Source organism: Actinomycetes bacterium, from assembly GCA_024222295.1.
GTDB lineage: Bacteria > Actinomycetota > Acidimicrobiia > Acidimicrobiales > Microtrichaceae > JAAEPF01.
The window spans coordinates 61,297-86,870 of sequence record JAAEPF010000033.1; the positions used below are offsets into that span (position 1 = coordinate 61,297).

The window sequence follows — 25,574 nt, forward strand, 5'->3', positions numbered from 1 at the left end:
CCCGTGTGGCTGCGAATATGGTGACTCCTATGAGCGGTTCACACAGCCAGACCAAGACGATCCCGGAGTTCTTCGCCGAGGCACCCGACACCGACTCGATGGAGATCTGGGGCAGGTTCTGGGAGATCCTCGGCGGCCTGAACGACCGGGTGCACGAGCGCTTCGAGCTGAGCCGCCATTCATCGAGTGAGCCGTACGAGCAGTGGAGCTCCGGATCGTTCGAGGGCTCCCTGAACACCTGGACCGGGCCCGAGGCCGAGTGGGTGGTCCATTCGTGGATCGGAAACCGCGAGCAGGGAATCCTGGACATGAACTTCCAGGTGTGGCTCGGCCCGCACGTCGACGCCCCACACCTGGTGATCGTGTTCGGCACCATTCCCAAGGTGTTCCACTACTCGGATCTGACACCACGCAGGGAGCTGGCCACCAACGTCGGGTACATGCAGAAATACTACGAGCCGGCCAACGACGACTTCCTGGAGTTCCGCGGCGATGACCGCTTCACCTGGTCGGTCTCTCACGGCACCTACATGCGCTCGATCATCTCACCGGTCGGCCACAGCTATGTCGCTGAGCGCGACGACGATGTGCTCGACACACTCGGCCGGCGCGTCGAGTCGAGGTTCCAGCGGTGGCTCGGCTACGTGGACTCCGCTGACGAGGTGCCGCAAGCGGAGAGGGCTGCGATGTCCGAGCGCGACCACTTCCTGCGCGAGCACACGTATCGCCTCGACCCGATGAACGCGCTGGCTTCCAACTTCATGGAAGCGGACATGGTAGAGCGTCTGATCGATGCCCGCCTGGGCGCCGCCCAGATCAGCGGCAGCTGATCAGGGTGCCAGCACCGAGGCCAGGAAAGGATCCACGTACGAGGGCCGCATGCAATCGAGGCTGTGGCCGCAGGTGGAGTCGAGCTGCACGGAGTGAACTGCCGGGTTGCCCGAGGCCGTGATCGCTGCGTCCAGCGTGTGGGCCTGACCAACCGGGACGTAGAAGTCGTCGTCGTAGTGGATGTGCAGCAGTGGTGGGTCGGCGGCGTCGAGGTGAGTGGTGCTCGACGCGTTGACCAGCGTTGCGGTCAGCGGGTTGAGCCCGAAGAGGTTGTTGGCTGTGGACGAGCCGGCGCGGTCGGGCCAGTAGGTGCCGCCGCCAACGGAGATCGAGGCGTCGAAGCCCACCTCGGCGTCCTGGACGTTGTTCCACTCGGCCAGGTGGCCCCCCGCAGACCAGCCCACACCAACCAGCGGTGCCACCGGAGCGGCGAATGCGGATGCGCCGGTGCTGCGCCACCAGTCAATGGCGCGCTGTACGTCGTTCGGCTGCGCGGGCCAGCGTTGGAATGGAGCCAGCCTGTAGTCGATGCTGACCACGACCCAACCGTTGTCGCGCAGTCTCTTCACGTTGTTGTGCGCGCCCTGCTGCTTGGAGCCGCCCGTATAGCCACCACCATGGATGTAGACGATCGTGCCGACAGCCGATGCGGTGCATGCCGGCCAGATGTCGAGCACGTGCTTGATGTCGGGGCCGTAGGACACGTCCATTTGGGCGGGCCCTGCCGGGTCCTGCTGGCCAGTGGTGCACTGGTGGTCGCCGCCGCCCACGGTCGACGGCGGGTTGGAACACGCTGCTGCCAGCAGCGCCACGCACGCCAGTGTGGCCAGTGCAGCAGTTCGCGTTCGCATCGATCGTCTCCCCTCGGCGTCGCCAGCCGATCACCAAACGGTATCGCGATCGACGCTCCGGCGCCCGAATTCGCGATGGGTGAAAACCCTGTCCGAGCTTCGCGGACTGTCAGCCGGAGCCTGGAAGTGAATCAGGTTCGGGGTCAGAGCCCTCGCCGGCGTGTGAGACGCCGGCGACCACGTCGGCGACCCGGCTGCGCACCCAGTCGAGGGAACCCTTGGGGGACTGGGCGTCGGACCAGCCTGAGAAGGCAGTCTCAACGGCCTCCAGGCCCTGGATAGTGCCCAGGATCTCCACCGTCACCTGATCCGCGCTGATCTCGGGGACGGCTGTGTCGCCCAGCGGGTCCATCACCAGCGGCTCGCCCGCCTCGCGCATCACGTAGACCTCGCCGGTGTCCTCGACCCAGTTGAGTTCCCAACGGGTGCCGCCGGAATCGGTCCAGTCCTGGCCGAAGGAGTACTCCCGGGAGCTGCGTCGCTTCGGATTGCCGTCGTAGAAGTGCTCGATGTCCATTGCGGCGAGAGCTTAGGAGACCAGCTCGGGTTCGCGTTCCTCGCCGAGCTCGCGGGCCAGTTCCTCGTCGACGTTCTCGGTGCTGCCCTCAACGTTGATGTGGGGCACGATTCGGTCCAGCCAGCGGGGCAACCACCAGTTGCGGTCACCCAGCAGTTCCATGGTCGCGGGCACGAGCAGCATCCTCACGATGGTCGCGTCCAGGAACACGGCCACGGCCAGGCCGAATCCCAACAGCTTGATCGAGCGGTCGTCCTCCAGCATGAAGCTGCCGAACACGAACACCATGATTGCCGCGGCAGCGGTGATCACCTTGGCGGTCGCCGCCAGGCCGTCGGCGACCGACTCCTTGGAGTCGCCCGTGCGCACCCACTCCTCGTGGATGCGGGACAGCAGGAACACCTCGTAGTCCATCGACAGGCCGAACACGATGGCGAACATCACCATTGGCAGGAACGGCTCGACCGGGGCAGGTTCCACCCCGAACACGTCCTTCATCCAGCCCCACTGGAACACGGCCACCATGAGGCCATACGCGGCGCCGATCGAGAGCAGGTTCATCACCACGGCCTTGAATGGCACGAGCAGCGAGCGGAACACGACCATCAGCAACAGGAAGCTCAACGCGAGCACCGCGCCGAAGAACCAGCCGAGGCGGGCAGAGAGGTAGTCCGAGAAGTCCACCGTCACCGCCACGAAGCCGGTCACGTGGATGTCGGTTCCCGGCGGCTCGACCTGGGGGAGGACCTCGTCGCGCAGCGTGTGCACGAGGTCGGTGGTGGCCGCGTCCTGCGGTGAGGTCTCGGCCTGAACCTGCCAGACGGCCGCGCTCACCTCGGTCGAACCCGGGTCCGTGAGGGTGTTCGGGATCGGGCCCGAGACCGACTGGACCCCGGGGGTGGCGGAAATCGCCGAGGTGGTGGCCGCCAGAGCGGCCGGGTCGACAGTGCCCTCGATATCGGTGGCGAGCAGGATCTGGCCGTTGGAGCCGGGGCCGAAACCCTCCGCGAGCAGGTCATACGCCTGGCGGGTGGTGGTGTCCTCGGGATTGTTGCCAGCATCGGAGAACCCGAGTCGCATGCCGAACACCGGCAGTGCCAACAGGACCAGGACTGCACTGCTGCCCAGGGCGACGGCCCAGGGCCGCGCCTGTACGAAGCGGCTCCAGCGGTACGAGAACGTATCGCGCAACGGCTTCTCGGGGCGGGCCGGAACCACCTTCTTGAGCGGTGCGAATGCGAGTCCCGCCAGCAGCACCACGACCACCGCAGGCAGCACCACCAGCAGGATGGCCATGGGGGCCAGGATCTGCAGGCCGATGCCGAGCAGTCCGACAACCACCAGGGCGGCCGCGATGAGCCCGCGCCAGCGGGTCACCTCGATGCGGCGGCCCGCGAAGCCGAGCAGTGCCGGAAGCAGTGTCAGTGAGGCGAGCAGTGTCATGGTGACCACGGTCGCCGAGCCGATGGCCAGGCCGTTCACGAAGCTCACGCCCATGATGAGCATGCCCATCAGTGAGATCACGACGGTTATGGCTGCGAACGCCACCGCCCGGCCGGAGGTGTCCATCGCGATAGCGACCGACTCCTCCACGTCGTGGCCTGATGAGAGCTGTTCCCGGTACCGGGTCACGATGAACAGCGCGTAGTCGATTCCCACTCCGAGGCCGATCATGATGCCGAGCGTGGCCGCGAAGTCAGGCATCGACATCACGTTGGACAGCAGGAGCAACAAGGTGCTCCCGACGCCGATGCCGCCGAGCGCAACGCCGATCGGCAGGCCCATGGCCAGCACGGACCCGAATGCGGCGATGAGGATGACGATCGCGAACGCGAGCCCGAGGATCTCCGACTGCGGGGGCTCGAAGTCGCCGAAGATCTGCCCGCCGTACTCGATGCGCAGGCCGTCGACCGCGGGTGCGAGCGCCTCGACCTCCTCCGCGAACTCGGCGGCCGACTCCTGGTCGGTCTCACCGGGGAGTTCGACGCTCGCGTACGCGATCGTGCCGTCGGCGGACACCTGGGAGGGGCCGGCGAGCGTCTCGGGGTCGAGGTCGTCACCCAGGAAGTCCGACATCGCAGCCAGCGCGGCGGCAGGATCCTGCGCGGGGGGCGAGAACGGTCCGATGACGGTGGTGCCCTCGATCGCGTCGACCTCGGCGAGGTAGTCCTGTACCGCAGCGACGACTGCGGGGTCGGCGAATGCCTCGTCGTTCTGGAACACGATCTGGCCGGGTGCGCCTGCGCCGAATCCCTCGAAACGGTCCTCGAGCACTTCGAAGCCTGCTCGGCTCTCGACGTCGGGGAGGTCGAAGTCGGTGCGTACATCACTGCCGACGGCGCCGACCACGCCTCCGAGGAGGAACAGTGCGGCGATCCATGCGAGCACCACTACGCCGCGACGGCGCACGCACCAGGTGCCGAGTCGAGTGAACACGGATAGCTCCAAGGGGTAACCAGCGAACTGGGGTCCGGCCGGGGGGCGGGAAGTACCAGACAAGTCTGCAGATGCGGCCACCGCGCTGCCAACGTTTCGGGCGTGACATCTGGCCTAGCCGCCCGGGGAATATGGACGTCGATTGCGCAGCGGCGCCGCTGCCGTGTGCGAGGCTTGGCGCGTGAGTGAGTTGCGGTCCGCAGACAACCCTGACGTGGCGGGCGCATCCGCCATCGTCCTGCCGTTGCTTGCGGTCACACAGTTCCTCATGACGGTGGACACGACCGTCATGAACGTGTCGATCTCGGCGCTGGTCGAGGACCTCGACACCGACGTGGCCTCCATCCAGGGTGTGATCACCGCCTACACGCTCGTGATGGCGGCGTCGATGATCACCGGTGGCAAGCTCGGTGACATCCTCGGGAGACGCCGGGCGCTGCGGATCGGCCTCATCGTCTACGGCACGGGTTCCGCCATCACAGCCATCTCACCCAACGTGGCGGTGCTTCTCATCGGCTGGTCAGTTCTCGAAGGTCTCGGGGCGGCGCTGATCATGCCTTCGATCGTGGCGCTCATCGCGGGGAACTTCACCGGCCGCAAGCGCGCCAGTGCTTACGGGGTTCTTGCGGCGTCCGCGGCCGTGGCTGTGGCTGCCGGCCCGATCATCGGCGGCTTCGTGACCGCCAGCTTCTCGTGGCGCTGGGTCTTCGTGGCCGAGGTGTTCATCGCCGGAGGGATCCTCGTGCTCACGGGCAAGGTCCCCGACGTCGAGATGGCGGAGCCGAAACCGAAACTCGACCTCGTGGGCGCCGGGCTGTCTGCCATGGGGCTGGCACTGCTCGTGTTCGGTGTGCTGCAGTCATCCAGCTGGGGCTGGATCAGCCCCAAGGTGGCGGAGTCGACACCCGGCGGACCCGACGCCACTCCAGCGATCGCCGGGATCTCGGTGACCATCTTCCTCATCCTCGGCGGGTTGGTGGTCCTGTGGTGGTTCACCCTGTGGTTGTCCCGGCTGAAGAAGCGCAACGCCGACCCACTCTTTGACCCCGACCTGCTCGACAACCGCCAGCTCAAGGGCGGCCTCTTGCTGATCGGCGCTCAGTACCTGATCACCAACGGTGTGTTCTTCACGATTCCGCTGTTCCTGTCGATCGTGCTCGGCCTCGACTCGTTCCAGACCGGGTTGCGCATGCTCCCTCTCTCGATTGCCCTGATCGTCGTTGCGCCGGCCGTGCCGAAGTTGCTGCCGGCGGCGTCGCCCCGCAAGGTCGTGAGAGGCGGACTGTTGTTGCTCGCGGGGGCTACCGGGCTGCTCGCCGTGCTGCTCGACCGCGCCGGCGTCGGCGCCGAGTCGGTCACGGTGCCGTTCCTGCTCATGGGGGCAGGCCTGGGGCTGCTGGCGTCACAACTGGGCAACGTGATCGTGAGCTCCGAGCCCGTGGAACGCAGCAGCGAGGTGGGCGGCCTGCAGTACACCAGCCAGAACCTCGGCGCCTCGCTGGGCACGGCGCTGATCGGCGCTGTGGTGATCGGCTCGCTGTCGTCGCTGCTCATCTCCGGCATCTCTTCGTCCCCCGAGATCGACGACGAACTGCAGGAGGTCGCCACCACTTCGGTCAGCGCAGGGGTCGACTTCGTCTCCGACGCCGCCCTCGAAGAAGCCCTCGCCCAGACGTCCCTCACCGCTGAGGAGTCGGACGCCATAGTCGACGCCAACGCGACCGCGAGGATCGGGGCGCTGCAGCGAGGGATGATCGCGGCATGCCTGTTCGCGCTCCTGGCACTCTTCTTCACCCGTAGGGTGCCGCGCGAGCCCCTGACGGCCCCAGAATCCGCGACGGCAGCTAAGGCACAGGACGGAGCACGAGATGACTGACGACGGTGACGAACCCGAGGTGGAGCCGGAGTCGGAGGCTCCGGACCTGGAGGCGCTGCGCGAGGAGAACATGCGGCTCCGCGAGGAGCTCGACCACCTGAGCAACGCGGAGGCAGCGGATGCGGAGCGCAAGAGGGGCAAGCAGCGACGCCGCGCGTCGATAGCGCTCGCAGTGGTGGCAGCGCTGCTGCTGCCACCGTCGGTCATGACGGTATGGGTGCGAAACCGGTTGCTCGACACGAATACCTACCTGGAAACCGTCGAGCCCCTGGCAACCGACCCGGCGATCCAGGATGCCGTCGCGAACACCATCGCAGAAGAGGTCGAGGGTGCCATCGACCTCGAGTCAACGGTCAAGGAGGTGCTGCCCTCCGATCTTGCGCCGCTGGCGTCGTTGATCGCCGCTGGGGGCAACAACCTCATATCGGAGCTGTCGACCAAGGCGGTGCAGAGCGATCAGTTCGCGCAGATATGGACCGCGGCCAACCGCGAGGCCCACAAGACCCTCGTGCTGGCCCTGACGGGCCAGGAAGGGGAGGTGCTCGACTTCTCCGACGGCAAGATCGTGCTGCCGCTGGACAAGCTCGTGCAGACCGTGCTCGGGGGGATCGACGACGCGACCGGCCTGGACCTCGAAAGCAGGGCTCCTGACATCAGCGGCGAGTTCGTGCTGTTCGAGTCCGACGACCTGGCGGAGATCCAGAGCCTCGTGCGCTTCTTCGACATGCTGTCCTGGTTCCTGCCGATCCTCACCTTGTTGCTGCTGGTCGGCGCGGTGCTCGTGGCACCGGACCGCCGCCTCGGGGTCCGAAGGGCCGGAATCGCGGTGGCCGTCCCGATGCTTCTGACGCTCGGTGTGGTGGCCCTCGGACGCGACCTGTACCTCAACGCGCTGACCGGCGTGGTGCAGAGCACCGCAGCAGCGGAGGCCGCATTCGACATCATCACGAACTTCCTGCGAATGGCGTTGCGAGCCGGCCTGGCCATCGGCATCGTCATCGGGCTGGGCGCATGGCTCGTGGGTCCGTCAGCCTCCGCGGAGAAGGTGCGCAGTTGGGGCCGCCTGGCGCTGGGAAAGATCGACGACCACACGGGGGAGCGCGATCTCGGACCGGTGCCCAGGTGGGTGCAGGCGAACCGCGGGCCCCTCAGCTGGGCGGTCGTGGCACTCGGGGCGATCGTGCTGGTCGCGTGGCGGCATCCCGATGGTGGAGTCGTGCTGGGGATCGCTGCGGCAGTGGCCGTAGGGGTCGCGATCGTGTGGGCAATCGGTGCTGCCGCGAATCCGGAACCGGAAGGCGACGACGCTACAGTGGCGCCTTCCCAGCCTGAACCGGAGAAGACATGATCATCCTCGCCATCCTCGGAATCGGCATGTTCGCCGGCTGGTTCGCGAACCTCGTGCTCGGTGGCGGCACCCAGCCCAAGGACTGGGGCGAGGTGCTCGTGGCCGGAGTCGTGGGGTCCTTCGTGGGTGGGTTGCTCGGCAGTCTGATCTGGAGCGACGATCTGGCGATCCATCCGAGCGGCATCATCGGCTCGGTCGTGGGAGCCATCATCGTGCTCGCCATCTGGCGCGCCGTACGCTCCCGTTCCTGAGCAGGCAACTCAGACCGTCAAACCGGGCGCAGGCGGGCCGAGGAGACGGCCCTGGCCGAACTCGATTCCCATCTGCTTCACGACCTCGAGCTCCTCGGCGGTCTCGATGCCTTCTGCCAGCACGACTGCGTCGATCGCCGAACCAATGGCGCGGGCCGCTTCCAGGAACGCGATGCCGGATTCGTCGCCGCGCCCCGCGCGCTGGGTGAATGCCGAGTCGACCTTCAGCAGGTCCGGGTTGAGCCCGGCGAGGGCCTCCACGTTCGCGAAGCCCGAACCGAAGTCATCCAGCGCTATGGCGGCACCGGCCGCCCGCATGCAGCGCAGGTGCTCCACCGCGCCCGGGTGATCGGTGAGCATCACGCCCTCGGTGACCTCGATGGTCAGGTTCGGCAGGAAGCTCGATAGCTCTCCCTCGCACAGCGAGGCCGAGACGTCGGGGTCGGACAGCTCCGGCACCGACAGGTTCACCGCCACCCTGAATCCCGCGGGAAGGGGCTCTGCCTCTTGCAGGTCCCGGGTGAGCAAGTCGAGCACGACGCGTCCCAGTTGGCGGATCTGGCCGTTTGTCTCGGCCATGGGCACGAAGTCGCCGGCCGCGACGACCTCTCCGCTGCGGATCCAGCGCAACAGGGCCTCCGATCCGATGTGCTCGCCCGAACCCAGGTTGCTGAGCGGTTGGTAGTGGAGCTCGAAGGTGTCCTCCCGGATGGCCCTCGCAAGGCGTTGGCGGTCGGTCGCAAGTGCCTGGGCACGTTCGGCCATCGGCTGGTCGAATGTCGCGAGGCAGTCGCCGCCCTCGCGCTTCGCCTCGTACATCGCGAGGTCCGCCCGGTGCAGCAGGTTGTCGGCGTCGTCGTCGTCATCAGGGAAGTGGACGATGCCGATGGAGGCGGTCAGCAGGGGCGACGCCTCATCCAGCATCACCGGCTCCCGGAGGGCATCGAGTGCCCGCCGGGCGATGGTGTCGGCGTCGCCCGGGTCGCCCAGGTCCGCGACCAGCATGCCGAACTCGTCTCCAGCAAGCCGGGCGACCGTGTCGTTGGGCCGCGCCGCTAGCCTCAGCCTGGTTGCGACGGTGCGCAGCGCCTCGTCGCCCTTGGCATGGCCGAGCTGGTCGTTGAGTGCCTTGAAGCCATCGAGATCAACCCAGAGCAGCGCCCCCTTGCGGCCGAGGGCCTTGGCCCGCTCGACCTCGTGCTCCAGCCGAGCCAGCAGTCCGGACCTACTGGTGAGGCCGGTCAGCATGTCCTCGTCGGCGACCCTGCGGGCCGTGCGCTCCACGCGACCCAGCTGGCTGAGCATCATGTAGGGCATCAGCAACACCGACAGCAGGCAGAGTAACTCTGCGACCAGCCACGCGAGGGAGTACTCACTGGGGCCGCCCAGGTAGACCATCGACGAAGCCAGCGTCAGGGAGGCCACGCCGATCATCCATCCGGCGACGATGCTGTAGCGCGCTGTGCCGAGCGCCAGCACCGCGACGAGTGCTGCGATCGCTGCGCAGGTGCAAGTCCCCCAGGCCCACCACCAGGCGTCGGTTGGCATGCCGTCTGCGTCGAGCAGGACCGGCAGGTTGTCGCCGAGCCCCAGGATCAAGGCGCCCGCCACAACGAGTACGAGGGCCGAGCTGCCCACCGAGGCCGCGACGTGGGTGCCGCGGCCCGGGCGGCGGTATGAGCGGGCGTCGTACCACATGATGCCCGCAGTGCCGCAGACCCCAACGGGCAGGATGGTTTGCAGGAAGAACGTCGTCCACGGTGCTGCCTGGGGAGTGCCGATCAGCTGCTCCCCGGCGATCAGGCCTCCATCTGTCACCAACAGCAGCCCACCGGCTGCCCATCCGACTGCCATGAACGTGCTGGCCAGGGCGAGGTACGCACGGTTGCGCGACGAGGCCGCGTGGGAATAGACGAGGTAGGCCGTCGACAACCCGGCGCTCAGCTTGAGCACCACGATGGCGGTCTCGAGTGGGGTTGCGTCTCCGAGATCGGCGTCGCCGAAGAAGAGACCGAGACCGACCAGCACGATGATGACGATCGAGCCGACGATCCAGCTTGCGGAGTCCGATGTGCCGGCGCGGCGCCGGGCGTCCAGGGCCACTATGGACGTGGAGGCCATCCCTCTCCGGAGCATGGTTCGAAGCTACCCCGCTATGCCCTCCGCCACACTTCCGATCGTGTCCGATGAGCCGACTTCGGCGCTGCCCACCCCCGCCCGGCGTCGGCCTGCACCAGGCGGGACTGGACTAGGTTGCGCTCAGCCAGGAGGGCCGGATTCCGGGCCTCAGCCAACCCAGTGGAGTCTCAAGATGCCCGTTCGTCGCGCCGCCTTCCTGACCGCCGGCGGCCTCGCCCCTTGCCTGTCAGCTGCGGTGGGGGGCCTGATCGAGAGGTACACGCAGGCAGCGCCCGAGGTCGAGCTGATCGGATACCTGGACGGCTACGCAGGGTTGCTGGGAGGCGACTACGTCACCGTCACACCCGAGGTTCGTTCGCGGGCCCACCTGCTGGCCGGATTCGGTGGCAGCCCGATCGGCAACAGCAGGGTCAAGCTCAGCAACGTCGAGGACTGCGTCCGTCGCGGTCTCGTGAAGGAGGGCGAGGACCCCCTGCGCGTCGCCGCGGAGCAGCTGGTCGGCGACGGAGTCGACGTGCTCCATACGATCGGTGGCGATGACACCAGCCTGGTGGCGGCGAACCTCGCCGCCTACCTGCGCGACAACGACGCGGAGCTGACGGTTGTCGGGTTGCCCAAGACCATCGACAACGACATCGTGCCTGTGGCGCAGACGCTGGGCGCCTGGACGGCTGCCGAGCAGGGGGCGTTGTTCGCCCGGAACATCCTTGCCGAACACTCGTCCAACCCGCGGATGCTCATCGTGCATGAGGTGATGGGCCGGGGCTGCGGTTGGCTCACTGCTGCGACAGCGCGTGAGTACCGCAAGTGGCTCGTCTCGCAGGAGTTCGCCGGCTTCGTCGACGGCCCCGCGAAGTGGGACGTCCACGCGGTGTACATCCCGGAGCTCGAGGTCGACCTGGAGGCCGAGGCCGAGCGCCTGCGGGGCGTCATGGACGAACTCGGCTGCGTCAACATCTTCCTGTCCGAGGGCGCGGGGGTCGATTCGATCGTCGCCCGCATGACCGAGGCGGGTGAGGCTCCGGCGAGGGATGCCTTCGGCCACGTCAAGCTCGACACGATCAACCCCGGTGCGTGGTATGCGGACCAGTTCGCCAAGCGGACGGGTGCCGAGAAGAAGATGATCCAAAAGAGCGGGTACTTCAGTCGATCGGCTGCACCCAACCAGGCCGACCTGGAGCTGATCGGTCGTTGTGCCGATCTTGCGGTGAAAGCAGCACTGAGGGGCGAGAGCGGTCTGGTCGGCGTCGATGCAGAGGCCGGCGAAGAGCTCTCCGTCATCGACTTCGCCCGGGTCGCCGGCGGGGGTTCCTTTGCCCCGGACACCGACTGGTTCCAGGAGATGCTCCACTCGATCGGCCAGCCGCTCGGCCGGCCTGTCTGATCCGGTGCGGGTGAGCTCAGTCGGTCCGCCCGACTGGGTACTCACGGCCCATCGGAGTGAGGCCGTGCAGGGCCAGCACCGGTAGCGCCACGAGGGAACCGACCACGAGCGTGGGCCCGGTGCCGAGCCGTTCGAGCATGACCGCGAACACCAGAGGTCCGGTGGCCTGCCCGAGCCTCACCGCCGCGACCCAGGCCGCCAGTACGACGCCCCGCTGCGCGTCTGGTGCCCGCGCAGCCGTCGTCTCCTGCAGCGAGGGCACCGTCGCTCCCTCGGCGGCCCCGTAGACGAGCAGGCCGACGACGACCCCCGCAACGGTGGCCGCGAGCCCGACGCCGAGCAACGACAGGCCGAACAGCACGGCCCCCGCGACGAGCAGTACGCGCAGACCGAGCAGCTCGCGAAGGCGGGCGAGATTGAGCGCGATCAGGGTGGAGCTGATCGATGGCACGGCGAGCAGCGCTCCGCGCGGTGCGGCGCCGAGGCCGAACTCCTCGGCGAGGTGCACCGGCAGTGTTGTGAGGAACAGGCCGAAGATCATCACGAAGATGAGGAAGCCCGAAAGGATCGTGGCCGCCATGACCGGTGTGCGAAGGGTTCGTCCCGCGGCTCGGAGCTGCTGGGTCAGTGACATCCCCGCATGTGGTGGCCGGACGTCGTCGAGGAGGCGCCAAGCAGCCCAGGCGGTCACCAGGCTGAGCCCGGACGGAGCGAGCGACATGCGCCACCCTGCGATCGCGCCGAGTACGCCGGACAGGAGCGGGAGCAGTGCCAATCCGGCGGTCAGTACCGCCGCGTTGCGGCCGACCTGTCGGACTCGCTCGGTGCCATCCCAGTGGTCGCCGATCAGCACGACAGCGAGATTGATCAGGCCGGCTGTGCCGAAGCCCATCAGGAAGCGTGCGGTCACGAGGAACCAGTAGGTGGGGGCAAGTGCCGCTGCGATGCCCATCGTGCCGAAGATGGCGAGGCACGTCACCAGTACTCCTCGCCGGCCGAGGCGGTCGGCGAGCACTCCGATCACCGGCGCAGCCAGCACCCCGGGGAGCGACGCGGCCGCGACCAACGGGCCGGCGGCGGCATCCGAGCGGCCGAAGTCCGCCACGATGTCGGGCAGCACGGGCGAGATGAGGGTGTTCGCTGTGATTCCTGTGAGCGTGGTGGCCCAGATCAGCAGCGGGGACGGCCTGCGACCTGGCCATGCGACCGTGTCGGGGGCAGGCGCCATGACCGGCAAAGCTACAGCGCGCCAGGGCAGGCGCCGAGGTAGGTTTGTCCAGGGCGAAACGACTGGAGCGACCGTGGGCGACGCGAACGAGGCCACCGACGAGAGGGTCAGAATCGACAGGCGCGGATTGTTCCGTTGGGCCGGCGCAGCCGGAATGCTCGGCGTTGCGGGAGCCGTCACGTCGTGTGTTGCTCCGTGGAACGGCTCCGGTGTGACCCTTCCGGGCGTGGCCGGCGCCGTCGAGCTGCCCGCAGGGTTCACCGTTCGCACCATCGCGCTGGGTGGGGTGCCCATCGACTCGAACGGCTACTCGATGCCGGGGTTCCCCGATGGAGCCGCCACCTTCGCCGACCCTGCCGTTGCCGGTGGGTGGTACCTGGTGGTCAATCACGAACTACCCGCCGATGGCGGAGTGTCGTCGTTTCGCTTCGCCCCCGACGGCACCTTGCTGGGTGCCAGTCGCATCCTGTCGGGAACCACGCTCAACTGTGCTGGTGGGCCGACTCCGTGGGGCACCTGGCTCAGCTGTGAGGAGTACGACTGGGGTCGGGTGTGGGAGTGCGACCCCACCGGATCGGCTCCGCCGGCGGTCCGCCCGGCGATGGGCTCGTTCGCCCACGAGGCGGCAGCGGTGGCCGGCGACGGCCGCGTGTACATGACCGAGGACCGCGGAGATGGAGGCTTCTACCGGTTCACGCCGTCCGCTGCGGGCGACCTCACAGCCGGTCTGCTCGAGGTGGCGACCGGCACCGCTCCGGGTCCGGTGGCCTGGGTGGAGGTCCCGGATCCGACCGGCCTGCCCACGCTCACGCGCGACCAGGTTCCGTCCACCATGACCTTCGACGGCGGGGAGGGCATCGACACCCTCGGCGATAAGGTCTGGTTCACCACCAAGGGCGATGACCGCGTGTGGGAGTACTCGGTCGCCGGATCCGCGGTCTCACTGCGCTACCAGGGCGGCGGCGCCTCCATGCTCGCCGATGTCGACAATCTCTGGGTCGACGACCCCTCCGCGACGCTTCTCGTGGCCGAGGACGGCGACGACATGCAGGTGGTCGCCATCCGACCCGACAACTCGCTGTTCCAGGTGGTCCGGGTGGTGGGCCAGGAAGGCAGCGAGATCGCGGGGCCCTGCTTCAGTCCCGACGGCCAGCGGCTCTACTTCAGCTCCCAGCGCGCGCAGGTGGGCGCCGTCGGCTCGGTGGGTCTGCCCCTGGGGGCGACCTACGAGGTGAGCGGCCCATTCGACACGCTGCTCTCGCGGCCCTGAGCCGGCTCCGAACACCCTGAGCCGGGTGGGGACCACAGCATCGGACTCCCGGTGTCGGGGTCGCTGCCACGCAGGTACTGCTTGTACCAGAGCGGGTCGGCAAGGTCGGCCGGGCCATGCCCGGTTGCCGCGAGCATCCCGACCGCCGTCAGGGAGCTGAAGGCGAACGAGACGGACCAGCTCACGAGACGGCCCCAGGTGCCGGGCCGCAGCATCCGGCCGCGTCCAGCGAGAAGGGTGAGCGTCCCAAGGATCGTCAGGGGTCCGACCACGGCCAGCGCGAGTAGTCCACCGCCGAGGCGTCCGGCTCGTGATCCGCCGCTGGCGACGTGTACGTCGTGCACCACTGACTTGTGCTCGACCTCCTCGGCGAGGTGCCAGAGGAACATCGAGGCCGTTGCGGGCTCGGCTCCAACGAACAGCGTGGCCATGCGGGGCTCGACCCATCGGGCCACCGAGTAGGCCACGGCCTCGAATCCCACGGTGAAGGCGAGCCGCAGCCGCAGACGTCTCCGCTTGAGGAACCCGGTGATGTGGCCGATGAGGCGGTCCACCCGAGCCAGGGCGGGGGAGTTCTCGAGCAGGGCATCGTTGTAGCGTCGGTGCGCCCGCTGGTGCGCGGCCTCCTGGCGAATCCAGTCGGCTGCAGTACCTGGCACCTGCGAGTGGGGGTCGAGTCCCGTGGTCGCCTCGCGGACGGTGGCGATGGCCAGCGGCTCCAGGTGCGGCATGAGGAGCGACAGCGCGTCGGCCACGGCACCGAAGTCGGCCGACGCGCTGCTCCACCTGCAGCGGGTGTCGCCGGTCGGTGACGGCGTCGGCGGGCGACGGACAGTGATGCTGTTTTCCGCTGTACCCATGGGGTGCTCCACGCTACCGACACCACACCTCGAATCGGCGGGGTACGAGTTGAGGGCCCTGTCGATGATGGACGCTGCACCCGATGTGTTCAGCATGCTTCACATCCAGTAGCCTGCTTCCCATGGCATCAAGGCGGGCAACCCTCCCATTGCGAACGACGGCGCTCGTGGCGCTCATGGCGGCCACCGCCCTTGCCGCCGCCGCTTGCGGCGGCGACGAAGAATCCGGCACCGAAGGCGACATCACCCTCTACACCGGTCGCAACACGTCGCTGATCGAGCCGCTGATCGAGCAGTTCACGCTCGACACCGGAATCGAGGTCGACGTGCGCCCGGGCGGGAGCTCGGAGTTGGCAAGCCAGATCCTGACCGAGGGCGACGCCTCACCGGCCGACGTGTTTCTCTCACAGGATGCCGGAGCACTCGGCGCCGTTGCCAAGGCCGGCCTCCTGGCGGATCTACCCGCAGCCGTGGTGCAGGCTGTGCCCGAGGCCTACCGCGCCGCCGACGGCACCTGGGTGGGCACATCCGGCCGGGCACGCACGATCATCTACAACCCCGAACTGGTGCCCGACCCGCCCACGGGAATCGACGGGCTGCTCGACCCGGCCTATGCGGGCACGATCGGCTTCGCCCCGGCGAATGCCTCGTTCCAGGCTTTCGTGACCGGGCTGCGCCTCGTGCGCGGTGAAGACGGGGCACGGGAGTGGCTCGAAGCGTTCGCGGCGCAGGAGCCCGTGGCATTCGAGAACAACATCGCGGTGCGCGATGCGGTCGACGCCGGTGAGGTGTCGCTCGGGCTTGTCAACCACTACTACCTCTACGAGCTGATCGACGAGGTCGGCGAGCAGAACGTGACTGCCCGCAACCAGTTCATCGGTGGCGGCGACCCCGGTGGCCTCGTCAACGTGGCCGGGGTAGGCGTGCTGGCCTCGAGTGAGAGCAGCGAGGACGCCAATGCGTTCGTCGAGTACCTGGTCGGCCCGCAGGGCCAGAACTACTTCGCGACGGCGACCTTCGAGTATCCCCTCGCCTCCGGGGTGGTCTCCTCAGCCGAGCTGCCGGCGCTCGAGACACTCGAGCCGCCGATCGTGGACCTTGCCGACCTCGACTCACTGGCGCAGACCCAGGAGCTGTTGGCGGAGACAGGTCTGCTGACGAAGTGACCGCTCTGGCGTCGGTCGTCCGACCCACCGCTGGTCGCGCCAGGGCGCCCCTTTCGCTCGTCATTCCCGCTGCCGCAGCCGCTGCAGTGGCCCTGTTGCCGCTCTGGTACCTGTTTGCCCGGGCGCTCGAGCAGGGATTCGCCAGGGTCTGGGAAGAGGTCTGGTCGGCGCAGACAGCAGGCCTGCTCTTTCGCAGCCTGGGCCTCACGGCTGCCGTCACGGCTCTGTGCCTGTTGGTCGGCATGGCGTGTGCCCTGCTCGTCGTGCGCAGCGACGTCCCGGGCCGCCGCACATTCGAGGTGCTGCTCGCGATTCCACTGGCGATTCCCTCGTTCGTGGCTGCGTTCGCGTGGGTGTCGTGGCGGCCCTCGATCGGCGGGTTCTGGGGGGCCACACTCGTACTCACGCTCGTGTCGTATCCCTTCGTGTACCTGCCGGTGGTCGCCGCCCTGCGCCGGCTGGACCCGGCCCAGGAGGAGGTGGCGCGGTCGTTGGGCCACTCGAGCGCCCGCACCGTGCTGACCGTCACGATTCCCCAGGTCCGCGGCGCCGCGGCGGCAGGTGCACTGCTGGTGGCTCTCTATGCCCTGTCAGACTTCGGAGCCGTCGGAACCATGCGCTACGAAGCGTTCACATGGGTGATCTACGGCGCTTTCCGGGCCGGCTTCGACCCATCCCGGGCAGCCGTGCTGGCCTGCATCCTGGTGGTGGTCGCACTCGCGTTCGTCTGGGCGGAGGCGGTCGTGCGAGGCCGGCCGGCGAACGCCCGGATCGGCGGCGGCTCACCGCGGCCGCAGACGCCGATCCGCCTCGGCGCCTGGCGCTGGGTGGCCGCCCTGGTGCCGGCAGGCGTGCTCGCGCTCGCAGTTGTCTTTCCCGCCGGCAGCGTCGTGTTCTGGTTCCGCCGGGGGCTCTCCGCGGGTATCGAGTGGTCCTCGCTGTTCGAGGCGCTCGGTTCCACACTCGCCGTCGCGGGCCTCGGGGCGTTGGTCACGATGCTGCTCGCAGTGCCGCTCGGCATCCTTTCGGCGCGGTACCACGGCCGTGGTGCCCAGCTGCTGGAGCGCTCGGTCTACATCGCACACGGGCTTCCGGGGATCGTGGTGGCGCTGAGCCTCGTGTTCGTGGGCGTGACGGTGTTGCGACCCCTCTACCAGAGCACTCCGATGCTGGCGCTCGCCTACGCCGTGCTGTTCCTGCCCCTCGCGGTGGGGTCGGTCCGCGCATCGGTGGAGCAGTCGCCGGTTGCGCTCGAGGAGGTCGGCCACAGCCTCGGCCGCGGCCGCTTCGGGGTTCTGACGCGCATCACACTGCCCCTCGCGGCGCCCGGTATTGCTGCCGGCACGGCTCTGGTGCTGCTTGCGGCCATGAAGGAGCTGCCGGCCACGTTGCTGTTGCATCCGACCGGCATGGAGACCCTTGCCATGAGCGTCTGGTCCGACACCGGGGTGGGCCGCTACGCCGCGGCTGCCCCCGCAGCCCTGGCCCTGATCGTGTTGTCGACCATCCCGACCTGGATCCTCACGCGGGCGTCACGGAGGATCGGATGAACCCCGTCATGGCGTCCGAGGACCCCGACGGCGGTGTGGCAAAGCCCCTCGCACTCGAGCTGCGCGCACTCGAGGTCGACTACGGCGCCGAACCGGTGCTGCGGGGCGTGGACCTGGACGTGCGCGAGGGCGAGGTGGTGGCACTGCTCGGCCCCTCGGGGTGTGGCAAGACCACGCTGCTGCGGGCGGTGGCCGGCTTCGTGCGTCCGGCGGTGGGAACGGTGCGCCTGGACGGTGAGGTCGTGTCGGGGCCCGGGCAGTGGGCAGCCCCCGAGCGGCGCCACGTCGGCCTGGTTCCCCAGGAGGGGGCGTTGTTCCCTCACCTCGACGTCGGTGGCAACGTCGGTTTCGGGCTGTCGCGAATGACCCGTGCGGCCCGGCGCGTCCGCGTGGCCGAGAGCCTGGAGCTGGTCGGGCTGGGAGGCGAGGAGCGACGCCGCCCCGCGGAATTGTCGGGCGGCCAGCAGCAGCGCGTGGCACTGGCCCGCGCGCTGGCACCGGAACCGGCGGTCGTCCTGCTGGACGAGCCGTTCTCGGCCCTCGACGCAACGTTGCGAACACAGGTGCGCGACGACGTCCGCGAGGTGCTGCACGCCGCAGGAGCGACTGCCATCATGGTCACCCATGACCAGGAAGAGGCGCTGTCATTCGCCGGCCGCGTCGCCGTCATGCGTGACGGTCGCCTCGCCCAGGTGGCTGACCCGGTCACCCTCTACCAGCACCCCGCAGACCTCGGGGTGGCCGAGTTCGTGGGGGAGTCGGTGCGCATCGACGGCGTCATGGTTGCGGGCATGATCCAGACGGTGCTCGGAGAGCTCGAGTACGAGCTGCCGCCTGAGCACGCCCTCGCTGATCGCCCCGAGGACGGCGACGAGGTCGCCGTGGCCCTGCGGCCCGAGCAGGTGGTGCTTGATTCCGGCGACGGCGCAACCGTGAAGGCAGAGGTGCTCGGGTCCACCTACTTCGGCCACGACGCACTGGTTCGCCTGGCCATCCATGCCGGCCCCCAGGAGGTCCTGGCCCGGATCCACCGGGCGAGGCTTCCGGAGCTGGGCGCGACGGTCGGAATACGTGTTGACGGGGCCGTGGCGGCGTTCAGGCGGTAGCAGAGACCCCCATTTTCCAGGGTTCCGCGGGGAATCACTGGTTCCGAAACGCTGTTCCGCTGTACGGTACAGCTATGCGCCCTCATGTTGAATTGATCGATCAGAAGGACCTCCTCTGGCACGCGGCCGAGTTCGTCGGTGCTACAGGAGACGCCCGGCAGCGGAACCTCGCCTACGACGAGGAGGACGGATCGGCCTCACTGAAGGTGGTCTTCGACACCGACTGGAGTCGGCCCGGCGGGGTGCACACCGCCGAGACAGAGTGGTTCGTGCTGAGCGGCCAGGTGCGTGTCGGAGAGCACGAGCTCAACGAGGGCGGGTACTGGCAGGCACCGATCGGTGTCTACACGCCTTCCATCGAGGTCGATGCCGGCACCGAGATCCTCCTGTTCCGTGAGTTCGGCGACTGGGGCTTCGAGGTGCGCGACGACAGCCTCGACACCATCCGCGACGACCAGGAGTTCTCCGTGGTGCACTCCAAGGAGATGGACTGGTTGACCGTCGAGATCGGCAGTCCCATGCGCTTCGACCTCGGTGGCACGCCGCAGCCGGGCCTGTTCATCAAGATGCTGCACCGCGATGAGAAGACGGGCTTCTACACCCGCCTCATCAAGGCCGAGCCGGGCTGGCGCGAGCATCCCCTCGCGCACCACCCCTGTTTCGAGGAGGCGTACTGCCTCGAGGGTGCTTTTGAGTACAACTGGGGCACGATGTGGCCCGGCACCTACTTCTTCCGTCCCGCGCTGGTGCGTCACGGCGATTTCACATCGGGCAAGGAGGAGGGCTGCACCTGGATCGTGCGTTGCGACGGTGACCTCGTCGACTGGTACACCGAGAACGGCCGGGTGGAGATGAGCGGCGACGCGGTCAACTGGGGCCCGGAGTTGCCCCACACGATCGCGCCGGTCATCGTCATGCCCGTGCGCTCACGCTCCATCGCCGACATGGAGGATCCCTCGTACCAGTGAGGGAGCATCCCTCGTACCAGTGAGGACAGCCCGATAGCCTGCGCCCATGGGTTGCGGTTGCCTGCTCCTGCTCGCCTCGGCGGTTTCGCCGCGCCTTGCGGTGTTCCTGATGTGGGTCTTCACCGACCGGCTGACGATCGCACTCAACTCGTTCTGGCTGGGCCTGGCCGGGTTCATCTTCGTTCCGTGGACCACGTTCGTCTACGCGGCGGCCTACGAGCCGGGCAGGGGAGTGACCGGTATCGGCCTCGCCCTGGTGGTGTTCGCGTTCCTCGTCGACGTCGCTTCGTGGTTCGGTGGAGGCGACTCCTACCGCAAGCGGGGCAACAGCCAGTCCTACGCCTGACTCACCGCTGCAGCCTCAGCGTGGCGAACTCGTGCGCGCCGAGCGAGAAGGCGGCTGCGCCGCCGTGCACGACCACAGGCGGCCCCTGACCGGCGCCGAGGGGTTCCTCGAGTGCATTGCATGCGACTGCGCCGGAGATGGGCGTGGCGCAGCCCAACCGGCAGTCGACGCGGTCTCCCGCAGCGGACCACAGCCGGACCACCAGGTCACCGGAACCATCGTCGGCAAGCTTGACCGCGGAGACCTGCACGCCCTCGCCCGCCACCGACACGACCGGTTCCACATCGGGGGATCCGTCGCCCGGTCCGTCGAAGAACCGCAGGGGTCGGTTGAGGGCCTCTGCCTCGGCGACCACCTCTGCAAGCCCCGGCCCGTGCGGCAGGAGTGCGAGCGTGGTCACGTGGTGTCCGCGATCCGCCGTGGGGTCGGGGTACAGGGGTGCGCGCAGCAGGCTGACGCGCACTCCGCCGTCCTGCAGCGCATGGCCGTGGCGGCCGTTGTTGAGCACCGCCACTCCGAAAGACTGCTCTGACAGGTCGACCCAGCGCTGGGCGCAAACCTCGAACTTCGCGTCATCCCACGACGTGTTGCGATGCGTCGGTCGGTACTCGTGGCCGAACTGGACCTCGCAAGCGGCGCGGTCGGTGCGCACATCGAGCGGGAAGTCGATGGCAAGCAGTTGCTCGGACTCCTGCCAGTCGACATCGACGTGCACATCGAGTCGGCCGGAGCCCGCCGTCAGCGTGAAGTCCTGGGCAACGCGGGAATCACCGAACTCGCGGATCACGCGCACCGTTCCCACGAGTGGGCCGCTCTCGAGCACGGTGACCTCGGTGGCGGGCCCGAGCGGCTGCGCGCGGCCAGCGGTCCACTGCTCGACATCCCACGCGTCGTACTCGACCGGTGTGTCGGGGGCGACGGTGAGTCTTCCCGCCGTCGTCCCCGGCGGCAGCACCTCGCGCCCGCGCATCCGGTCGAACACGGAGGTCACGTTGCCGGCCTCGTCGAAGCGCACCTCGAGCGCACCGTTGACGAGGCGCCCTGCAGATGCCACGACCTGGTCACCGGGGTCCACGGCCCGTGCCGGCGCCAGGCCCAGTGCCGGTGCCGACGCCGCGAACGCGAGGCTGCCGTCGGCGAGTTCCTGCACCGGTGCCCCGCCAGGCGGTGGCGTGGTGCTGCGGACGACCTCGGTGCGAGACGTGGATGCGGAGTTGGCGATGCAGGCGGCGCCCCCCGACAGCCGCCCCAAGGCCTCGCTGGACAACTGCCGTGCGCGTTCCAGCACCGTCGCGTGGTCGCGCTCGGCGTCCTCGTGAACCCAGGCAATGGACGAGCCGGGGATGATGTCGTGGAACTGATGTGTGAGCACCGTCTTCCACATGGAGTCGAGCTCACCCGAGGCGCTGTTGTCACCGAGGCTGGCCAGCCAGACCTCTGCGTCACGCAGTGCATCCTCGCAGCGCCGGTTGCCCACCTTCGTGGCGGCCTGCGAGGTGAAGGTGCCCCGGTGCATCTCGAAGTAGAGCTCGCCCATCCAGCGCGGCGCGCCACTGCGCTGAACCTCGGATTCGACGGATTCGAAGAACCGCGCCGGACCCTCGATGGTGACCCTCGGCAGCTCCGCCAGGTCCGACAGCACCCGGGCCCGCTCCAGCATCTCGCGGGTGGGGCCGCCGCCACCGTCGCCGTGGCCGAACGGCATCAGCGAATGGTCAGACCACGCGTGGTCGCGGAAGTTGGCCACCACATGGGTCAACTCGCGGGGGTTCACCTCGGCGTTGTAGGTGTCAACGGGAGGGAAGTGGGCGAGGACCTCGGAGCCGTCGATGCCCTCCCAGACGAAGGTGTGGTGCGGGAAGCGGTTGGCCTTGTTCCAGCTGAGCTTCTGGGTGACGAACCGGGTGGCCCCGCCGGAGCGGAACACCTGGGGCAGGTTGCCCGGGTAGCCGAACACATCGGGGATCCACACCTCGTCACAGCGCATCCCGAAGCGTGATTCGAAGTAGCGCTGGCCGTGCACCATCTGGCGCACCAGGGATTCGCCCGACGGCAGGTTCATGTCGGCCTCCACCCACATGCCTCCGACGGGCAACCATTGCCCGGACGCCACGTGGGACCGGATCGAGTCGAAGAGCTCGGGGTGGTCCTGCTCGATCCAGGAGTACTGGACCGCCTGCGAGCAAGCGAACCGGTGCTCGGGGTAGCGGTCCATGAGGTCGATCTGGTTCGAGAACGTGCGGGCGCACTTGCGGCGCGTCTCGCGAAGGGGCCACAGCCAGGCGGTGTCGATGTGGGCATGGCCGATCGCGCTCACGCGGTGCGAGTTGTGTGCAGCCGGCCAATCGAGACCCTGCGCGAGGATCGCCCGGGCGCCCGGTGCCGTTCCGGGAACGTCGGCCGGGTCGAGCGCGTCATAGGCGAGCTGGAAAGTGGTGGCGAGACGCTTGCGTCGACGGTGGCCCCGCGGCAGCACGCGCATCGCCTCGTTCAGCAGGCCGATGTCCGCGATGAGGCGCCGGACCTCGAGGTCGACCGTTTGCAGCCAGACTCCGCCGAATGTGTACAGCGGCCGGTCGCCGGCAGTGGCGAGCGAGCCCATCGGATTGGCCGTGAAGGACGTGGTGAAGTCGGGGTTGGCTGCCGCCTCGATGAGGAAGTCGATGCCCCCGGCACCGCCCGCCACGTCCAGCGGGATGGCGCGGCGCATCGGGTGCACGCCGCAGCGGATCCGTCCATCGACGTAGACGGCACCCTCGGCCTGGAAGCCGGCCATCCCACCCGTGAAGCCGAGCTCGGCAACGACCTCGGTGAGGCGCCGCTCGCAGCCGCCAGCCTGAGGAGACGGTCCGTTGACATGGAACCAGGTGGTGCCCCATGGCCTGCCCCATGGCGTGCCGGCGTCGATTGGCTCGAACGGCGAACCCTCGATGTCGGCAACTGGCACCGGCTCGCCATCGAGGGTGAGCGCGGAGACATCGAGGGGCACCCGGGCGAGGGTCTCCGCCGGCAGGATGCGCTCGATCAGCTCACGTGTGATCCGGTTCTCGAGGATGCGGTCGCTGTCGTGCACGTCCGGAGAATAGGCGGGTCACCAGATCGCCGTGAGCCCCCACACGGCAACCATGCCGACCGTCAGCGTCCAGCCGACCGAGCGAGTCCATACGGCCACGCCGACGGCGATCGCCATCGCCACGTACCACGGTCCGAACGGGCGCAGTTCTCCACCATCGAACAGCACGGCGTTGGCGACCAGGGCCGGCAGCACGGCTGCAGGGATGAGCCGCAGGGTGGATTCCAGTCGGGGCGGAATCCTGCGGCCCGCTGCCGCCACGATCACCGACAGGCGCATCAGGTAGGTGCCGATGGCCACGACCACCATCTGGATCGTGAAGCTCACCGGGCCGCCTCCGTTGACCTGGGTCGGTCGACGGCGGCACCGGCGGCGATGCCGACCAGGCCTCCCACCAGGATGTTGGTGCCTGGTGGCAGCCCGCCGGCGGCGAACGTGACCGCAACGGACACCAGGGCCGCAACAACAGCGGGGCGGCGTGTGAGCGCCGGAACCGCAAGCGCAGTGAACATCAACGGGATGATGAACGCGAGCTGGAGCCCGCCGGGCACCTGCGCACCGCCCACCAGGCCCACGAGCGTGCCGATCTGCCAGAAGGTGAACAGGGTCGAGGCCGCCCCGAGGTAGAACCACCGCCTCGCCACGGGGTCGTGTTCGGTCTCGTACTCGAGCGCCGAGAGGGTGGCTGCCTGGTCCGTCATGAGGTGGGCCAGGCCGAAGCGCCAACGGGGCGGGAACTCACCGAAGGCCGGCGCGAGCGTCGCCGAGTAGAGGATGAACCGTGCGTTGATCGCCAGCGCTGTGCCGATGGCCACCAACGGGGCGGCGCCCTCGACGTTCAGCTCCAGCAGCGACAGCTGGGAAGCACCGGCGAATATCGCCACGCTGGCGCCGGCGCCGGCGAACACGTTGACGTCGCTCTGGCTGACGGCGACCCCGTAGACCGCACCAAACGGGAAGACCCCTATCGCCAGCACGAGGGCGCGCCTTGCGCCTGCGCGCAGGGCCGCATCGGATCGTCTGGAGAGCAGGCCCACGGCGGGCAGGTTCGCGGCTCAGTAGGCCGAGCGCCAGTGGCTTTCGGTGATCACGGATTCCCGGTTGATGTCGAGCATCCTCGTGAGCCACTCGCGGAAGCCCGGCGACTCGTCGGCGATCTCGATGCCATAGAAGCACCAGCCTGCATCGGTGGTCGGTATGACCCTGCGGATCCTGGCCACGAAGTAGGCATTGTCGTCGACGTGCACCTCGACCGCCTTGCCGGGGGTGAGGGTTGGGTCCGTGGGTGCCACCACCCCGGCGCCGCTCGCGGAGACATTTCGCAGGTAGGCATGGCCGGGCTGGGCGACAGGGCCCTTGCGCCGCCTCCTCCGCCGAGGCTCCGGGTCGTTGCGTGTCCAACGTACGCGCAGGTCACCGACGTCCATGCGTTCGCCGACCCGCTTCTCGTACGACATGAGTACATGATCGGCCGCGATCTGCCGTTTGTGAAGGGTCGAACTACCCGGCTACAGACCCAGTTCCGCTGCCAGACGGTTCAGCGCAAGGTGTCCGAGTGGCAGTTCGACCCCTGATTCAGAACCCAGTTCGAGCGCCAGTGTCAGGTCCTTCTCGCCGAGGTTGCGAACGTGGTCGAGGGTTTCCCACCAGTCGTCGTCACGTTCCATGGGCTTCGCGCTGTCACGGAACATGATCGCTCCGGGGCCACCGGTCACGGCGTCGCTGTGCCGCACGACGGACGCCAGGTCGCCAAGGCGCAGGTCGTTGGCCTCCGCGAGCCGCTGGGCCTCACCGGCAGCGGTGAACGCAACGAAGTGCATCAGGTTGCGCGCAAGTTTCATCTTCGTGCCGGCCCCGACCGGCCCCGCGTGCACGATCAGGTCGGCGAAGCGCGAGAACGGTCCACGAACCCGGTCGAGCGCCTCGGGGGACCCCCCGACCATGATGGCGAGACGGGCTTCGTGCGCACCCATGAAGCCGCCGGAGACCGGCGCATCCACCAGCTCGATGCCACGCGCCGCGGCATCCGATGCCAGTTCGACCGCAGTGTCGGCGTGGATGGTGGAGTGCACGGCGACCACAGTGCCGGGTGCCGCCGAATCGAGCAGTTCCCCGACCACGAGCCGCACCTGTGCGTCGTTGAGCACCATCACCGAGATGACGCTGCACCGTTCGGCTACCTCGCCGGCAGATCCGGCAACGGTCGCGTCGTCCGCCGCGAACGACGCTGTGGCAGCCTCGGCGAGATCGCGCACGACGAGCCCGCCGGGCCAGCCGAGCAGGTGGCGTGCCATCGGGGCACCGATGTTGCCGAGGCCCACGAATCCAATGGTTGGCTCATCACTCATTGTCTGCTCCGTTCAGGGATGTCGAT

The 25,574-nt window shown here is 68.4% G+C and carries 22 protein-coding genes; 11 read left to right on the forward strand and 11 right to left on the reverse strand.

Annotated features, from left to right (window positions below; all coding sequences use genetic code 11):
* The first annotated feature begins 29 nt into the window (after nt 1-29).
* Nucleotides 30-830 carry a hypothetical protein gene (locus tag GY812_11580; protein MCP4436115.1) on the forward strand — a complete coding sequence of 267 codons (801 nt, stop codon included), beginning with the start codon at nt 30-32 and terminating at the stop codon, nt 828-830.
* On the opposite strand, the gene GY812_11585 is transcribed toward GY812_11580, so the two are convergent.
* The 3 genes from GY812_11585 to GY812_11595 form a co-directional block, all read right to left on the reverse strand.
* The gene (locus GY812_11585; GenBank protein MCP4436116.1) at nt 831-1,682 is read right to left on the reverse strand and encodes an alpha/beta hydrolase; all 852 of its coding nucleotides are present in this window, start codon (nt 1,680-1,682) and stop codon (nt 831-833) included. It abuts the gene before it with no gap.
* Nucleotides 1,683-1,791: 109 nt separating this feature from the next.
* Nucleotides 1,792-2,199: a hypothetical protein gene (locus GY812_11590; GenBank protein ID MCP4436117.1), complete on the reverse strand. Its 408-nt coding sequence runs from the start codon at nt 2,197-2,199 to the stop codon at nt 1,792-1,794.
* Nucleotides 2,200-2,211: 12 nt separating this feature from the next.
* A complete protein-coding gene (locus GY812_11595) occupies nt 2,212-4,635 on the reverse strand; it encodes an MMPL family transporter (GenBank protein ID MCP4436118.1) in 2,424 nt (807 codons plus the stop codon).
* Nucleotides 4,636-4,903: 268 nt separating this feature from the next.
* Between GY812_11595 and GY812_11600 the strand changes: the two genes are divergently transcribed.
* From GY812_11600 to GY812_11610, 3 genes are read left to right on the forward strand one after another with little or no spacing between them, the layout of a single operon-like run.
* Entirely contained in the window at nt 4,904-6,511 is a 1,608-nt protein-coding gene (locus tag GY812_11600) for an MFS transporter (GenBank protein MCP4436119.1), read from the forward strand.
* Entirely contained in the window at nt 6,504-7,859 is a 1,356-nt protein-coding gene (locus tag GY812_11605; GenBank protein MCP4436120.1) for a hypothetical protein, read from the forward strand. The genes GY812_11600 and GY812_11605 overlap by 8 nt, the downstream gene beginning before the upstream one ends.
* Nucleotides 7,856-8,110, forward strand: coding sequence for a GlsB/YeaQ/YmgE family stress response membrane protein (locus GY812_11610; protein ID MCP4436121.1), 255 nt, complete (start codon nt 7,856-7,858; stop codon nt 8,108-8,110). The genes GY812_11605 and GY812_11610 overlap by 4 nt, the downstream gene beginning before the upstream one ends.
* A 9-nt stretch (nt 8,111-8,119) precedes the next feature.
* Here GY812_11610 and GY812_11615 read toward each other — a convergent pair whose 3' ends face one another.
* Complete coding sequence (locus GY812_11615) at nt 8,120-10,246, reverse strand: EAL domain-containing protein (protein MCP4436122.1); 2,127 nt, start codon at nt 10,244-10,246, stop codon at nt 8,120-8,122.
* 175 nt (nt 10,247-10,421) lie between these two features.
* On the opposite strand from GY812_11615, the gene GY812_11620 reads away from it, so the two are divergent.
* Nucleotides 10,422-11,633, forward strand: a complete 1,212-nt coding sequence (locus tag GY812_11620) for a pyrophosphate--fructose-6-phosphate 1-phosphotransferase (protein ID MCP4436123.1) — start codon at nt 10,422-10,424, stop codon at nt 11,631-11,633.
* Nucleotides 11,634-11,649: 16 nt separating this feature from the next.
* Here the strand turns inward: GY812_11620 and GY812_11625 are convergent, their stop codons facing one another.
* On the reverse strand, nt 11,650-12,861 hold the full coding sequence (locus GY812_11625; GenBank protein ID MCP4436124.1) for an MFS transporter: 1,212 nt from the start codon (nt 12,859-12,861) through the stop codon (nt 11,650-11,652).
* 73 nt (nt 12,862-12,934) lie between these two features.
* Here GY812_11625 and GY812_11630 point away from each other — a divergent pair, with 73 nt between their 5' ends.
* Nucleotides 12,935-14,131: a DUF839 domain-containing protein gene (locus GY812_11630; protein ID MCP4436125.1), complete on the forward strand. Its 1,197-nt coding sequence runs from the start codon at nt 12,935-12,937 to the stop codon at nt 14,129-14,131.
* Here the strand turns inward: GY812_11630 and GY812_11635 are convergent.
* Complete coding sequence (locus GY812_11635) at nt 14,086-14,991, reverse strand: metal-dependent hydrolase (GenBank protein ID MCP4436126.1); 906 nt, start codon at nt 14,989-14,991, stop codon at nt 14,086-14,088. The genes GY812_11630 and GY812_11635 overlap by 46 nt on opposite strands.
* 122 nt (nt 14,992-15,113) lie before the next feature.
* Here GY812_11635 and GY812_11640 point away from each other — a divergent pair, with 122 nt between their 5' ends.
* The 5 genes from GY812_11640 (at nt 15,114) to GY812_11660 (ending at nt 20,127) form a co-directional block, all read left to right on the forward strand.
* Nucleotides 15,114-16,157, forward strand: a complete 1,044-nt coding sequence (locus tag GY812_11640) for an iron ABC transporter substrate-binding protein (protein ID MCP4436127.1) — start codon at nt 15,114-15,116, stop codon at nt 16,155-16,157.
* Nucleotides 16,158-16,162: 5 nt separating this feature from the next.
* Nucleotides 16,163-17,707, forward strand: coding sequence for an iron ABC transporter permease (locus GY812_11645; protein ID MCP4436128.1), 1,545 nt, complete (start codon nt 16,163-16,165; stop codon nt 17,705-17,707).
* Nucleotides 17,704-18,813, forward strand: coding sequence for an ABC transporter ATP-binding protein (locus tag GY812_11650; GenBank protein MCP4436129.1), 1,110 nt, complete (start codon nt 17,704-17,706; stop codon nt 18,811-18,813). The genes GY812_11645 and GY812_11650 overlap by 4 nt, the downstream gene beginning before the upstream one ends.
* A gap of 74 nt (nt 18,814-18,887) precedes the next feature.
* Entirely contained in the window at nt 18,888-19,781 is an 894-nt protein-coding gene (locus tag GY812_11655; protein ID MCP4436130.1) for a DUF4437 domain-containing protein, read from the forward strand.
* A 46-nt stretch (nt 19,782-19,827) separates the two neighbouring features.
* On the forward strand, nt 19,828-20,127 hold the full coding sequence (locus tag GY812_11660; protein ID MCP4436131.1) for a hypothetical protein: 300 nt from the start codon (nt 19,828-19,830) through the stop codon (nt 20,125-20,127).
* A gap of 1 nt (nt 20,128) precedes the next feature.
* On the opposite strand, the gene GY812_11665 is transcribed toward GY812_11660, so the two are convergent.
* Genes GY812_11665 through GY812_11685 form a run of 5 tightly spaced genes read right to left on the reverse strand, consistent with a single transcriptional unit; the run spans nt 20,129 to nt 25,548 of the window.
* Nucleotides 20,129-23,200, reverse strand: a complete 3,072-nt coding sequence (locus GY812_11665; GenBank protein ID MCP4436132.1) for an alpha-mannosidase — start codon at nt 23,198-23,200, stop codon at nt 20,129-20,131.
* Nucleotides 23,201-23,218: 18 nt separating this feature from the next.
* The gene (locus tag GY812_11670) at nt 23,219-23,527 is read right to left on the reverse strand and encodes an AzlD domain-containing protein (GenBank protein MCP4436133.1); all 309 of its coding nucleotides are present in this window, start codon (nt 23,525-23,527) and stop codon (nt 23,219-23,221) included.
* Nucleotides 23,524-24,237 (reverse strand): branched-chain amino acid ABC transporter permease, encoded by a 714-nt coding sequence (locus GY812_11675; protein ID MCP4436134.1) that lies wholly within the window; start codon nt 24,235-24,237, stop codon nt 23,524-23,526. The genes GY812_11670 and GY812_11675 overlap by 4 nt, the downstream gene beginning before the upstream one ends.
* An 18-nt stretch (nt 24,238-24,255) precedes the next feature.
* Nucleotides 24,256-24,657 (reverse strand): PilZ domain-containing protein, encoded by a 402-nt coding sequence (locus GY812_11680; protein ID MCP4436135.1) that lies wholly within the window; start codon nt 24,655-24,657, stop codon nt 24,256-24,258.
* A gap of 51 nt (nt 24,658-24,708) precedes the next feature.
* A complete protein-coding gene (locus tag GY812_11685) occupies nt 24,709-25,548 on the reverse strand; it encodes an NAD(P)-dependent oxidoreductase (GenBank protein MCP4436136.1) in 840 nt (279 codons plus the stop codon).
* Nucleotides 25,549-25,574 lie beyond the last annotated feature (26 nt).